We start from the raw sequence: 12,958 nt of genomic DNA, 5'->3' as shown, positions 1-12,958 counted from the left end.
ATGAGCTCGTTTCTTGATAATTTTAATAAACTAAGAGCATCAATTATTAAAATGATTGTGATATTTCTGCTAACTTTAGCTTTATTATCTCCATTTACAAAAGAGCTCTTCACTTTTTTAATGGATCCTTTTTCCCATATTATCTGTACCGACAGACAGTTTCTTAGCGTAGCTGTGACATCTCCTGTTATGGTTCCTGTAAAAATACTTCTTTTTAGTTCATTTTTACTGTCTTTACCATTTAATCTGTATATCTTGTGGAGATTTGTCTCACCAGGTCTTTTTAAGAAAGAAAAGCAGCTGACTGTGCTGTTTGCACTCATATCATTGCTTATGTTTTTTTGTGGTCTGATTTACTGCTATTATGTCGTTTTTCCACTAGTATTCAGCTTTATTGATAATTTTTCACCAGACAATGTTCAGTTTGCACCTGATATTAGTGAAAGTCTTGGTTTTATCCTGCAGATGTTTATAGCTTTTGGTTTTGGTTTTGAAATTCCTGTTATCGTTGTTTTTTTATATATGACAGGAATAGTAAAACTTGCAACTCTAAAAAAATACAGAAGATATGTCATTGTTACTGCTTTTGCAGTTTCTGCAATAATCACTCCACCTGATGTCACAAGTCAGCTTCTTCTTGCTCTTCCTGCTGTTTTACTCTACGAAATAGGTATTGCAGTTTGCTCACTCTTTTGCAAGAAAACAAATGTTCAAATTGCTACAGAAGATATTTGATATACATTCTCTTATACAGCAAAAAAATCTTGTCTTATTATCTGTAGTCATAAAGCATAACAAATCTTAATTTTTCCGCTGTTCATTTTTTGGCATTTGCAAACATGGCAATATGGCAAAAATTTGTGGCAATTTTTTGCCATAAAGCCAAAATGACATATTTTTGAAATCTCTTATCGTACTTAATCTTCAAATTTTATTCTTTATTATCAGTATATTAGCTAATTTTGAATAATTATTTTTAAAAGTTGGCATGAATAATTCATTATGTTTTACACAAATAAAAATGCTCAACAGCATTATTTAGGAGAGAAAAAAATGGCACTATATGTACAGACAAATACATCGTCTATAAATTCACAAAGACGATTATCTAATGCTACTAAAGCGTTAGATACAACCTTCCAGCGTTTATCATCTGGTCTGCGTATCAATTCTGCAAAGGACGATGCTGCAGGTTTACAGATTTCAGATCGTTTAACAAACCAGATTAATGGTTTAAAACAGGGTAATAGAAATGCCAATGACGGTATTGCTCTGTGTCAGACCATGGAAGGTGCGTTAGATGAAACCACATCAATGCTACAGCGTATCCGTACTTTAGCACTTCAGGCTGCTAACGGTACTAATACCACTATTGATAGAAAAGCAATTCAGGAAGAAGTTTCCCAGTTATCACAGGAAATCACACGTATAGCATGTAAGACAACCTTCGGTGGTAGACAGTGTATTGCTGGTGCAAACGGCGCTCATAACGGTGGTGTTCTAAATTCAGAAGGTAAAATCAGCTTCCAGATTGGTGCCTATGCCTTTGATACTCTTGAAATTACAATGTCAAATGGTTTTACACTATCAGGAATTGTAAAAGAGCAAGGTAATATTGTAAAAACTAATATTCCTACTAACTTAGCTGATGCAACAAGTACCGGTCTTTATAAAAATGCTAACGGTAAGTATGAATTCAACTGCTATTCACAGTCTAATGCTCAATATACCATTGAAACCATCGATAAAATTATCAATGTTGTAGATTCTAAGCGTGCTGAGCTTGGTGCTATACAAAACCGTATGGAATCTACAATCAGAAACCAGGAAAACGTTGCAGAAAACGTTTCCGATGCAAGATCACGTATCCGTGATACCGATTACTCTGAAGAGTCATCAAATCTTGCAGCACAGCAGATTATTCAGCAGTCTGCAACATCAATCTTGACTCAGGCCAACCAGAGACCATCAATTGCAATGTCTCTATTACAGGGAGGCTAGTATAAATAGAATTTACGAATAAACCGTAAGAAGGTTTCTCTCCTGAGCATTATAGCTCATTGGCCGGGAAAACCCGGCCCTTTTTGGAGGCAGTCTTCTGAGAATTTGATTATGTGGTACTTTGTGCTGCGTAACGATTTCTTTTTTTTAATAATTCACCACTATTCACCTGATCTATTTCTTTTCATTTCAATCAGATTATTAAATTTGATTGGTCTTGTTTTTGCTATAGAATAATGACATGGAAAATATACATAGCATTATCAAAAGCATAGATGGATCTGACAGTGCAGTTTTCAAGATCCTTACAGAACATGAAGTATGTAACAATGACTGTTATTACAGAGGAATTGTGCTTGATGGAAAAAACGCTGATATGTTTTTTTCAACAGATAAGATAGATGATCTTCTTATAAAAAAGATTATTGAAGTTACATTCGATGAAAAGGTGCTTAATCTTAATGTCACATTCAGTAAACAAAGCGACAGTATAACGCTTTATCCTGCGACAAACTCAAAGAGCTTTACTCTGTCTTCTGAAAACGAAGGAAACGCACTTTTGATTCTAAAAAAGAAAAACCGCCTGACTTTTCATCTAATCAGACAGTTTTCACTTATTAAGAGTATTCTTGAAAATTATTCGCTGTCTACACTAACCTTTGAAAAAAGGCTTCACTAGACTAGTCCTTGTTTTCACCAATATCTCTGTCTTCAAAGGTTTTCTTGCCACCAACAATAGCATTTAGATAGGAATTGATAAGCTCAAGAGCAACAGAATTGTAATCACCTGCAATCTCTATCTGATACATATTATTTGGCTCGCCAACAATTACAACATCGCGGCCAATATCAGAACAGGAGGCTGTATAAAAACCTTTACCAAGTTTACTTGGCTCTTTGCATTCATGCTTTTTTACATATTCAAGCATTAAAAGCTCTGCATTCTTATTCTCTGTTCTTTTTGTATATGTAAATAAAATCTTTGTTAGAGGTGTTGTCTGTTTCTTACTGACAGGTGATTCATAAATAACAGTATTACCCTCGATTGTAACAGACCAGGACTCAGGAACAGGCGGATAGGTTGCAACTTTAAAATCTGCCATTGCAGATGATGCGACGACAGATGCTGCAAGTGCGCACAGTAATTTAATTATTCCAGGATTCATTTTGTTCCTCAGATTTTATCTTTTCTTCTAATAATTCTAGTCCTTCCTTAATATTTTGACATCTGCAGAAAACTAAAAAGAAAGGTTTTAACTCAATTCTGTGAGCTCTTGCATATCCTAAAAACTGTTTTGCCCTATCCATTACAACTTTTTGAGTTCTATCAGTTTTAGAAAAGGTTTCTATTACTTCAATATCAGTCTTAAGGATCTGACTCAGGCTGTAAGGTTTTGCCTTATCCTTGATAACAGCACCAAGATTTGGAACACTAAAAGCACCTCTTCCGCACATGAAGCTGTCACACAATGTCTGCTGCTGACATAATAAAGAATCCTCATAGGAATTGATATTACCGTTTGCAATGAGTTTCACTCTGCCTGCAATCTCATGAAGATCCTTTAGTGCAGACCAGTTTAAAGCATCATCCCTGTAAAGACCTTTTCTTGTTCTGCAGTGAACAGTAATCTCTGATACACCGTCAATAGCGATGCTCCTTATAATTTCAGGTGCTTCGCTCTGATCAGAAAAACCAAGTCTTACCTTTACACTTAATGAACAGTCATCAGGTAGAGTCTGTCTTAATTCACTTACAATTGAATGCATAAGTTCAGGCTCTTTTAAAAGCATAGCACCGCCGTGATGAACAAATCTTGATGGGCAACCAAAATTCATATCAATAAAGCGGGCGCCAAGGTTATAAGCTTTTAAAGCAGATTTTGAAATAGTATCCTTGTTGTCACCTAAAAACTGAATACCGATAGGGGTACCATCAGCAGTTTTACATCCTGTATTGAATTCAGGAACTTCTCTAATCATTGTCTTTTCAGGCATTACAAGATCGGTTACTCGAAGGAATTCAGAATAGCATCTGTCATAATGACCATGTCTGCATAAAACTTCTCTCATAGGAGCATCTGCAAGACCTTCTAAAGGAGCTAGGTAAACTGTCTTTGCCATTTGAATATTTCCGATACTTATGGTGTTTTATTACTGAAAAGTTTGATTAAGGTTAATCTTCAATACAAAAATTAAGCATATTTATGCTACAATCTGTTGATCAAAGGAGTCTATATGATAATTGCAACTCACGATGGCAGTTTCCATGCCGATGAAACAACAGCCTGCGCTATTTTAACATTCTTACACGAAAACAGCACTATTATACGTTCAAGGGATGAAACTGAACTTGAGAAAGCTGATATTGTCATAGATGTTTCAAACAAAAATGACAGCAAGCATTTTGACCATCATTCAAAGGAATTTACCCTCTGCAGAGATAATGGTGTCAAATATGCCACTGCAGGTCTTATGTGGAAAAAGTTCGGAAAAGAGTATCTAAAGAAGGTTGCAGCAACAACCAGTCTTAAATTTACTCCATCTGCAAAAATTATCGATATGGCTTTTGAAAGAATCGATAAAGAAATCATGATCCCAGTTGATCTGAATGACAACGGCCAGCTTACATCATATGTACATGATATTGCAGCTCCTAAAACAGATGGTGAGTTGGAAGTTTTAAACAGACTGTCAGATTTTCATTCATCTACCCCTGATATTCCGTATCTTGTAGCTATGATGAATCTTCCAAGCCAGGTTGGACAGGATCAGGATAAAGCATTTTTACAGACAGTAAAAATACTAAAAACTCTTCTTTTATCTGCTTCAATTAATGCTATTTGTACTGAAAGTGGCATTGCAAAGGTTCTTGAAATATATACAGGCGGACAGATCCTGATTATGCATGAAAAATATCCATGGACACAGGCTGTACTAAATTATCCTGATGTTTTCAAAGACTGTCTTATTGCCGTATATCCAGATAGAAATAATCGATGGAGAGTTCAGTCACTACCTTTATCAAAAGCTCAGCGCTTCACCAACAGACTTCCTGCCCCTGCTTCATGGAGAGGACTTAATGACAAGGATCTTGATGAAGCAACCGGTCTTAGCAATATGACATTTATTCACAAGTCCGGTTTCACAGGTGGCGCAATGACCTATGAGGATAATCTTGAGCTTGCAAAACTGTGGCTTGAAAAAGGTCTTGAAGAAAAGCAGGCCTGATATTAAGAAAATTACTAGTTTGATAAAGACAGACCCTTTATAAAGGTCTGTTTTTCATTTTTAGTGACCTTTGCCCACAAGAGAAAATACTCACCCAGCATGAAGTTTTCAGGGATCTCATCAAATTCAACAAAAAGAGCATCTTCCTGCTCATCATGAAATTCATAGACAAGCTCATCGGCCTTGCTGAAGAAATATCCTTTGAGCATAACGTAATCGCCAGGTCTGGCAACCTCTTTTACGCCACGGACTGAATTTGGAAAAACGCTCTCCTCTACAGGAGTATCAAGAATACTGCTGTCCAGAATATCCAGATCTTTATCAAATTTTGTGGAGATAAACTTAACGTTTTTGGAAATGGTCTTTGTTACTCTGTATACGGTACTGTAACCATTGACGAGATCTTCTTGCAGAAGATCCTGATTGTCGTTTGCATAGGTATTTGAGCAAACTGCAATTAATGGGAGAAAAATACTTAACCTAGCAATAGATAAAACTGTGTTAGATGTCATATGATCTCCTAGAATAATTTTGCTAATTCTCCCAAATATGTCTTATTGTAGACTTATGAAGAGAAAAAATGCCAGACATATTTTACTATGACTGGCATCTCATACTATGCTGAGTATGAATTAGAAGGTAAATGAGCCTGAAACAAATACCTTTAAGTCATCATCAACATCGTATCTTGCGATCTCATCACCATCAGCGTTGTAGTACTTGAGCTTTCTGTCAAAGGTGTAACCAACGCCTGCCTTTAATGACAGTCTGTCAGCAGGTGAGAATAAAGCTGCAACAGATACTTCTCTTGACTTGTCAAGCATGTATACATCGTAGTTTCTGTAGTAATTTTCCATGTATACCATAGGCTCTGCAGTAGCAAATTTTACATCTGCTGCAACAGCGAACATATTTGAGAATCTGTAGGTTAAAGAAGTGGTTGGAAGACCAGCGATAAATGATAAACCAAGATCATTTGAATTTTTGTACTTGGCCATTAGAACTGGGTAGAAGAAATTCTTTGGAGCAGTTAAATAAGTACCTAAACCGCCAACTACAGACAGACCACTACCTAGATCATATGTTAAACCGCCAAATGCATTTACATTGTAGCTCTCAGTAAAATCAAATTCCTCATCATATGAGAAATCGAGACTACCACCAACAAAGTAACCTAGTTTTGAATCTAACTGTGCACGGTATTCACCACCAAAGAAGATATCCTTAGCCTCGATATCCTTTGCGTGGTCAATATCATAATCTCTAAAAGAGAAACCACCGTATACATACTCATTACCAAGTGTAACACCAACTTTTGAATAAGATAATTCATCTGCAGATGAACCAGTATAGGATGGAGTTAAAAAGAACGCTGCGTTAGCACTTCCTGATAAAGTAGCTGCAACAGTTAAAGCTAGTAGACTTTTTTTTACTAATGCCATTTAAATTTTTTCCTAAAATTAAAACCGACACATACCAGTAAGTTATTCTTATGAAAAAAATTATAGGAATGATATGTGAGTATGATCAAGAAAAACATGTTAAATACAGACACATTTTTAATATGTGTATGTAATAAGCATAATCTAATAAAGTAATGATATATATACAAAAAATTTAAATTTTTCTAAGCAAATGCTAATTTTTTTAATAAAAAAAAAGCTACAGTATTTTTTTTACTGTAGCAAAGATTACTATGTGCAAACTTTATAAACTGTACAGCACGATAGTCTGATTTGTTTTACAGGTGCATGTGCTTTACTCTCTGTGACTCTTCAGACTTCTTACCATCGTTAAATCTGTCTAAGGTACCAACAAGATAACCTGTCACCCTTCTGATTCTCTGAAATTTAACGCCTTTGCCTACAAATCCTTCACGATTTGCTCTAAGGTGACAATAATTGTTCATATATATAATACCCCTGCAAGAATAAAAGACTGTTTTCAAAATGCGCTGATTATACAGCAGTGAAAACACTTTGTTTCAAAAGTTTTCTATTTAAATAATACAAAAAAATTTTTCATTTTCAACTTATTGATAACTATTCTCAATAAGAAATTAAATTATAAATAAAGTATTAAGCCATTCACCAATATTTGTGGTATATTTTGCTCAAAAATAACAATACATTTCTGGCCTTAAAATGAATACTAGAAAAACTATAATAAAAACACTTTTATTTACATGTGCTCTTGCTTTTGCAGACACAACTTTATGTGCCGAAAAACAGGACATAAACGATAAGCTAATCACATTAAGCGGAACTATAGACAGCATTAACGGAGAGCTGTCAGATCAAAGAGCAACTATCGGCGCTATTAAATCGCAGGTTGAACATTCAAACAATCAGCTCAAAAGACAGATGCTAGAAGAGCTCAAAACCCTTCAGAGACAGAATCAGTATTTATACGACACACTTCTTGCACAAAAAGAAAGAAATGGTGAAAGTATGAAAATCAAACCTCTTAGAAACTATGATCTTCAGACTCCTGATGGAAAAATGATCCTCGGAGAAGATGAATATGTTTATGTAAAAGAGGCAGATTCAACAATCGTTGCCCGTATCGATACAGGTGCATCACAAAGCTCTATTTCTGCAAGCGATATTGTAGAGTTTGAAAGAAATTCCAAAAAGTGGCTTCGCTTTAAGATTATCCACAATGACAGAACAATTGAAGTTGAAGCTCCATATGTAAAACAAACAAAACTACGTCAGTCATCTATTGATGGGTACAGCTACAGACCTGTTGTTAAACTCAACATCAAAATCGGTGATTTCTCTACAACTGCTGAGTTCAACCTGATTGACAGAACAAAGATGCAGTACGCACTGCTTATAGGCAGAAACCTGCTTACTGATATTGCGGTTGTTGACGTTTCCCGTCGCTATGTTCAGGGCCGTTCTGACAAAACCGGTCTTTTAATCGTATGCACCGATGACTATATCGAGGCTGTAAAGAACGGCATCAATCTGAATGCTGAATATGACATTCTGCAAAAACTCAACAAAGGCGGTCAGATTGCAAACAAGGCAACAGATGGAGCTGAAAGTCTTGGTACAAACGCACAAGTAGCATTGCCATCTGTAAACAATCAGATTGAACAGAAAGAAGGAAAGAAGCCTGCATTAAAGCTTGATAAAAAACAGCAAAAGAAAAAGGCTGCAGAAAAAGCCTTACAGGAAGAAGAGGAAAATGAGGCTTCATCCTTAAAAGCAAATCCATTTTTAAACAAGAAAAACAATAAAAAATAATAAGTTCAGGATAAAAGAATGATTTCTCGCGGTCTTTTTTACTTTGTAACAGCGGTTCTGCTTTTTGTAGGTATTCTATTAGTTGCATACCAGAAAATAACATTTGATGTACCATTTATCCCTGACGTTCAAAAGAAGATCTGGACTGTTGAGGCAAGAGTTGAATTTGAACCAAGATCAGAGCAGGCTGCTGAAATCAAACTTGCTCTTCCTGCAGTTCAACCTGGATTTACTCAGTTATCACAGAACACTGCATCCTTAGGTTATGGTGTTAACTATCTAAAAAAAGACGGATCATCATATGTTGAGTGGACAAAGCGTGATGCAAACGGCCTTCAGATCCTATACTACAGAGCAGACATTCTTGTAGATGACAGTTCAAACAATTCATCAATGATTGTTCCTGCTCTTGAACCAAATGTTGAGTCAGAGCCATACAACACAGCAATGATTGAAATTGCACAGACTGCTCTATCAAGAAGCTCATCACCTTATACATTTGCAAATCAGGTAATACACGAACTCAATCAGGATAATGAGATTACATCTATGCTCTTTGCAAAATACAAAAGAGCTGAGCTTCTGGTTCATATCCTGCAACTTGGCAAGGTTCAAAGCCGTGTTATAGGTGTGCTTGATCTTAAAGACGGCAGAAGAAATCAAAAATTAAAACCTTATGTTGCTGTATTCAATGGTACAGAGTATAAGGTATTTAATCCTCAGAACGGTACAACTGGTCTTACAAAAAATCAGCTTATCTGGACAGATAATGGTAATTCTCTACTTGATATTTCAGGTGGTAAAAACGCTTTAGTAAGCTTTACAACTATTTCAAATTCTGTTTCTGCAATCGAAGCTGGTCAAAGAAAGGCAAATGTTGATATGGCTGCAGGAGAGGAGCTTGTGCCTTTATCATTATCTGCTTTGCCAGTTGAGGAGCAGTCTCTGTTTAAAGGATTGCTGCTGCTGCCTATTGGTGTTGTGATAGTCGTATTCTTGAGAATCATCGTTGGTATTAAGACATCAGGTACATTTATGCCTGTACTTATTGCAATGTCATTTTTGCAGACATCACTAACATTTGGTCTTGTAGGTTTCGTATCCATAGTAGGTGTAGGTCTTATAGTAAGATCATGGCTGTCACATCTGAATCTGTTGCTGGTAGCTAGAATTTCAGCTGTTATCATTACTGTTATTGCCCTTATCGGAATGATTTCATTCTTCACATACAAGATTGGTCTTACAGAAGGTGTCAAGATTACTTTCTTCCCAATGATTATTCTTTCATGGACTATTGAAAGAATGTCAATTCTCTGGGAAGAGGAAGGATATAAGGAAGTAATTAAACAAGGTGGCGGCTCACTGTTTGTTGCAGTATGCGCTTATCTGTCTATGAGCAGCTTCTTTATTCAGCACCTGACATTCAACTTCCTGGGTATTCAGCTCATTCTGCTCTCTTTAGTACTTATAATGGGTAATTACACTGGTTTTAGACTCTCAGAGCTTAAGAGATTCAAGCCACTTGCTGAGCAGATTAAAATCTACCAGAATGGCGATCAGACAGAAAGAGAAGCTTCAAGGCTGTCGAAGGAATTAGCCAAGATAAAAGCAGATCCACACAATACCTACAGAGAGTGGAAAAACGAGGTAGTACAAAAGCTAAACAATGATCAAAAGTCACAAAACGATCAGAAATAATCAGGGCTAAAAATGAATATATTAAAAGCTTTAAAAGATTTAAAGGATCGTTATGCCTCACCTTTTGAAATGACAAAAGACGGCATTATGGGTATGAACCAGAGAAACGTCAATTACATCAGCAGATATAACAGACGTGATCTTTACCCTCTTGTTGACAACAAGCTTTTGACAAAAAAGATTGCTTTAAAGAACAATGTGAAAACACCTGTTCTTATCGGATCTATTGAGAACCAGCATCAGGTATCAAACGTACTTGAAATAATAGGTGATCATAAGGAATTCTGCATAAAACCAGCTCATGGCTCAGGTGGTAAAGGTATTCTTGTTATAAAGGATAAAAGCAAAACCACAGGTAATTTTATCAAGACATCAGGTCAGGAAATTACAGAGCACGAACTTAAAAGACATGTTACAAACATTCTTGCAGGATTGTTCTCTCTTGGTGGAAAGCAGGATATTGCACTTATTGAAGATCTGATCCACTTTGATAATGTTTTCTCAGGTTACAGCTATGACGGTGTTCCTGATACACGTGTTATCGTATTCCAGGGCTTTCCTGTAATGTCTATGATGAGACTTTCAACATCTGCATCAGATGGCAAAGCTAATCTGCATCAGGGTGCAGTAGGTGTCGGAATATGTCTTAATACAGGAAGAGCTGTAAGAGCTGTACAGCACAATGAGCCTATTACAATTCATCCTGACACAGACAAGGTTCTCTCAGAACTTCGTGTCCCTCACTGGAGAGAGGTTTTAGAGCTTGCTTCATCCTGTTATGACATGTCAGGACTTGGGTATATAGGTACTGATATTGTACTTGATAGAGACAAGGGACCTATGCTTCTTGAACTTAACGCAAGACCAGGCCTTGCAATTCAGATCTGTAACAATGCAGGATTACTGCCAAGACTCAGACTGATTGAAGCTATGACTAAAAAACACCGTCTTAGTGTTGAACAAAGAGTAGCTTTCTCAATGCAGCACTTTGGTGTTTTCAAAGATTAAATTCTATTTCCTTTTTGACATGCTCCTCCTGCAAAAGCAAGAGGATGCAGTTGCTAACTGCCTGACTGTAGGAACAACCTTTTTAAATTTGTCATACAGTTTAATGCTGCATTTATCTGTTGGACTGTATATGCCATAGATCACCTCGTTTAGGTATCCAGGATTTTGTCCGCATCCCCCAAAAGAAATGATTGTTGAGTTGTCTTAATGATCGTCTGTAAGCTCAACTTTGTTTAGAAGTGACATTAGAAGTGACAAAAAAAATGTCACTTCTAATAAGATGTTGTGGATTTTAGCATCAATTCTTCTTAACTTTCCAAATAGAATTTTGTTTTGCACCTTCTCTCTCAATTAGTCCCTGATCTTTTAGAGTATTCAGTGCACGTTGAATAGTTCGAACAGTTTTAGATGTTTTTTCCGCAAGATCTTCTCTTGATGAGTTTGGCTTATATTTCAATAACTCTAGAATTGTTTTTTCTGTATCGTTTAGTTTTTTGATGGCTGCATAAGTTGTTGTCTCAACAGTTGCATCTGCAGTAATAGCATTACGATTTAGCACAAATTTGAACCCATTAGAATCGTTAACATAAGAATAGCTTACGCCTGAATCCTTACAGAGACTATCAATTCGTTTAAATCCACTTCCAAATTTTTCTATAGATTTATTTAAGAATAACACCTTGGAAATAGTTGGATTTCTTATCTCTGATTCAATATTCTTCTTTATATATTCTTCAGGCTTGTGTCTGCTTGCAAATTCTCCTGGGTTATAGATTGTAATCTTTCCTGGATGAATACATATTTCGTGACTTGTTCTTCCTGCATACATAGCATGAGCAAAGCTATTAGCAAGAACCTCTCTTATAACTGCAACAGGGATCTCTGGGGTTTCTGTCCTTTCCATCTCGATTATTTCAATTTTCCAGCGTATGTTTTTAAGAATATAATCTTCTGCAATCTTTAAAAGATTGAAGATATTATCTTCATAAAACTGCATATCTAAAATTGTGAGCTTTTCATCGGTAGCGAAGATTCCTGCTTTAAGAGATATAGGATGATTATTTCCAAATAAAGCTTCACCTGCTTTGGTTAAAAAACCGTTGTTTATCAAGCCGAACCTTTTAAGAATAATAGGACATGTATATCTGCCTTCTGGTAGTCTGCCTGCTGCAATAGCATTTTCCCAGAATTTTTTCATTGAGGCGTGATCAATCTGTTTCTCTGTAGATTCGGACTTCTCTTTTTCCCATTTTTCACGATACTTATTAACTCCAAAGAATGCTTTGAGCTCTTCAGGTGTTACCTCTCGATCTTCATCTGCTGTTCTTAGATAATAGCGTCCTGCTGCAGAATATGGGGTGTTTTCACCACTGAATTCGACTTTTATCGTACTGCGATCATCGAGTATTTCTTCTTTTATTACTGGATAAATTTGCGGTTTAATTGATTCGTATACAGCTCTGGAAACATCTCTTAGCGATGATTCAGATACATCCTGGCCAATCACGTCTCCATTTGGTTTTACGCCAAAGTATATTGTCCCGACACCGTGTTTATTTAAGATTGCTGCTATCGACACCATTGCTTCCCTGATTTCGCCGGTAGTCTTTTTAAATTCCAGCATTTCTGTTTCTTTTCCTAAATTCACGGCTTTATCCTCATAATTATCCAACTAATAGAATTATACAATACAAGTGACATTAGAAGTGACAAAAAAAATGTCACTTCTAAAAGAAGTAAATAGATTGTATTAGTTATATTTTGTTTTA

At 36.1% G+C, this 12,958-nt stretch carries 13 protein-coding genes; 7 read left to right on the top strand and 6 right to left on the bottom strand.

Annotated elements, in window-relative coordinates; translation table 11 throughout:
* The 3 genes from tatC (at window position 1) to J5V48_RS06695 (ending at window position 2,680) form a co-directional block, all read left to right on the top strand.
* On the top strand, window positions 1-735 hold the full coding sequence (tatC, locus tag J5V48_RS06705; RefSeq protein ID WP_219937802.1) for a twin-arginine translocase subunit TatC: 735 nt from the start codon (window positions 1-3) through the stop codon (window positions 733-735).
* Window positions 736-1,053: 318 nt separating this feature from the next.
* Window positions 1,054-2,001 (top strand): flagellin N-terminal helical domain-containing protein, encoded by a 948-nt coding sequence (locus tag J5V48_RS06700; RefSeq protein ID WP_219937801.1) that lies wholly within the window; start codon window positions 1,054-1,056, stop codon window positions 1,999-2,001.
* A 241-nt stretch (window positions 2,002-2,242) separates the two neighbouring features.
* Window positions 2,243-2,680, top strand: a complete 438-nt coding sequence (locus J5V48_RS06695; protein ID WP_219937800.1) for a hypothetical protein — start codon at window positions 2,243-2,245, stop codon at window positions 2,678-2,680.
* A 1-nt stretch (window position 2,681) separates the two neighbouring features.
* Here J5V48_RS06695 and J5V48_RS06690 read toward each other — a convergent pair whose 3' ends face one another.
* Complete coding sequence (locus tag J5V48_RS06690) at window positions 2,682-3,167, bottom strand: hypothetical protein (protein ID WP_219937799.1); 486 nt, start codon at window positions 3,165-3,167, stop codon at window positions 2,682-2,684.
* Window positions 3,148-4,122, bottom strand: a complete 975-nt coding sequence (locus J5V48_RS06685; RefSeq protein ID WP_219937798.1) for a tRNA-dihydrouridine synthase family protein — start codon at window positions 4,120-4,122, stop codon at window positions 3,148-3,150. Before J5V48_RS06685 ends, J5V48_RS06690 begins: the two co-directional genes overlap by 20 nt.
* Before the next feature lie 114 nt (window positions 4,123-4,236).
* On the opposite strand from J5V48_RS06685, the gene J5V48_RS06680 reads away from it, so the two are divergent.
* Window positions 4,237-5,229 carry an MYG1 family protein gene (locus J5V48_RS06680; RefSeq protein ID WP_219937797.1) on the top strand — a complete coding sequence of 331 codons (993 nt, stop codon included), beginning with the start codon at window positions 4,237-4,239 and terminating at the stop codon, window positions 5,227-5,229.
* A gap of 14 nt (window positions 5,230-5,243) precedes the next feature.
* On the opposite strand, the gene J5V48_RS06675 is transcribed toward J5V48_RS06680, so the two are convergent.
* The 3 genes from J5V48_RS06675 to nrdD form a co-directional block, all read right to left on the bottom strand.
* The gene (locus J5V48_RS06675) at window positions 5,244-5,741 is read right to left on the bottom strand and encodes a hypothetical protein (RefSeq protein WP_219937796.1); all 498 of its coding nucleotides are present in this window, start codon (window positions 5,739-5,741) and stop codon (window positions 5,244-5,246) included.
* A 120-nt stretch (window positions 5,742-5,861) separates the two neighbouring features.
* Window positions 5,862-6,671 carry a hypothetical protein gene (locus J5V48_RS06670; protein WP_219937795.1) on the bottom strand — a complete coding sequence of 270 codons (810 nt, stop codon included), beginning with the start codon at window positions 6,669-6,671 and terminating at the stop codon, window positions 5,862-5,864.
* Window positions 6,672-6,970: 299 nt separating this feature from the next.
* Window positions 6,971-7,138 carry an anaerobic ribonucleoside-triphosphate reductase gene (gene nrdD, locus J5V48_RS06665; protein ID WP_219937794.1) on the bottom strand — a complete coding sequence of 56 codons (168 nt, stop codon included), beginning with the start codon at window positions 7,136-7,138 and terminating at the stop codon, window positions 6,971-6,973.
* 235 nt (window positions 7,139-7,373) lie between these two features.
* On the opposite strand from nrdD, the gene J5V48_RS06660 reads away from it, so the two are divergent.
* Genes J5V48_RS06660 through J5V48_RS06650 form a run of 3 tightly spaced genes read left to right on the top strand, consistent with a single transcriptional unit; the run spans window position 7,374 to window position 11,189 of the window.
* A complete protein-coding gene (locus tag J5V48_RS06660; protein WP_219937793.1) occupies window positions 7,374-8,483 on the top strand; it encodes an ATP-dependent zinc protease family protein in 1,110 nt (369 codons plus the stop codon).
* An 18-nt stretch (window positions 8,484-8,501) separates the two neighbouring features.
* Window positions 8,502-10,181, top strand: a complete 1,680-nt coding sequence (locus J5V48_RS06655; protein ID WP_219937792.1) for an inactive transglutaminase family protein — start codon at window positions 8,502-8,504, stop codon at window positions 10,179-10,181.
* 12 nt (window positions 10,182-10,193) lie between these two features.
* The gene (locus J5V48_RS06650; protein WP_219937791.1) at window positions 10,194-11,189 is read left to right on the top strand and encodes an alpha-L-glutamate ligase-like protein; all 996 of its coding nucleotides are present in this window, start codon (window positions 10,194-10,196) and stop codon (window positions 11,187-11,189) included.
* A 298-nt stretch (window positions 11,190-11,487) separates the two neighbouring features.
* Here J5V48_RS06650 and J5V48_RS06645 read toward each other — a convergent pair whose 3' ends face one another.
* The gene (locus J5V48_RS06645; protein ID WP_219937790.1) at window positions 11,488-12,837 is read right to left on the bottom strand and encodes an RNA-binding domain-containing protein; all 1,350 of its coding nucleotides are present in this window, start codon (window positions 12,835-12,837) and stop codon (window positions 11,488-11,490) included.
* Between the last annotated feature and the right edge of the window lie 121 nt (window positions 12,838-12,958).

This window comes from Succinivibrio faecicola, assembly GCF_019448115.1.
Lineage (GTDB): Bacteria > Pseudomonadota > Gammaproteobacteria > Enterobacterales > Succinivibrionaceae > Succinivibrio > Succinivibrio faecicola.
The sequence above is the reverse complement of the archived record's forward strand: the minus strand, read 5'-3'. Positions and strand labels throughout refer to the sequence as shown.

What these genes read in the sequence shown, in the direction of transcription:
- J5V48_RS06700 (WP_219937801.1), top strand. Translation starts at nt 1,054, where the DNA reads ATGGCACTATATGTACAGACAAATACATCGTCTATAAATTCACAAAGA.
- J5V48_RS06675 (WP_219937796.1), bottom strand. Translation starts at nt 5,741, where the DNA reads ATGACATCTAACACAGTTTTATCTATTGCTAGGTTAAGTATTTTTCTC.
- J5V48_RS06670 (WP_219937795.1), bottom strand. Translation starts at nt 6,671, where the DNA reads ATGGCATTAGTAAAAAAAAGTCTACTAGCTTTAACTGTTGCAGCTACT.
- J5V48_RS06695 (WP_219937800.1), top strand. Translation starts at nt 2,243, where the DNA reads ATGGAAAATATACATAGCATTATCAAAAGCATAGATGGATCTGACAGT.
- J5V48_RS06650 (WP_219937791.1), top strand. Translation starts at nt 10,194, where the DNA reads ATGAATATATTAAAAGCTTTAAAAGATTTAAAGGATCGTTATGCCTCA.
- nrdD (WP_219937794.1), bottom strand. Translation starts at nt 7,138, where the DNA reads ATGAACAATTATTGTCACCTTAGAGCAAATCGTGAAGGATTTGTAGGC.
- J5V48_RS06690 (WP_219937799.1), bottom strand. Translation starts at nt 3,167, where the DNA reads ATGAATCCTGGAATAATTAAATTACTGTGCGCACTTGCAGCATCTGTC.
- J5V48_RS06685 (WP_219937798.1), bottom strand. Translation starts at nt 4,122, where the DNA reads ATGGCAAAGACAGTTTACCTAGCTCCTTTAGAAGGTCTTGCAGATGCT.
- J5V48_RS06655 (WP_219937792.1), top strand. Translation starts at nt 8,502, where the DNA reads ATGATTTCTCGCGGTCTTTTTTACTTTGTAACAGCGGTTCTGCTTTTT.
- J5V48_RS06660 (WP_219937793.1), top strand. Translation starts at nt 7,374, where the DNA reads ATGAATACTAGAAAAACTATAATAAAAACACTTTTATTTACATGTGCT.
- J5V48_RS06680 (WP_219937797.1), top strand. Translation starts at nt 4,237, where the DNA reads ATGATAATTGCAACTCACGATGGCAGTTTCCATGCCGATGAAACAACA.
- tatC (WP_219937802.1), top strand. Translation starts at nt 1, where the DNA reads ATGAGCTCGTTTCTTGATAATTTTAATAAACTAAGAGCATCAATTATT.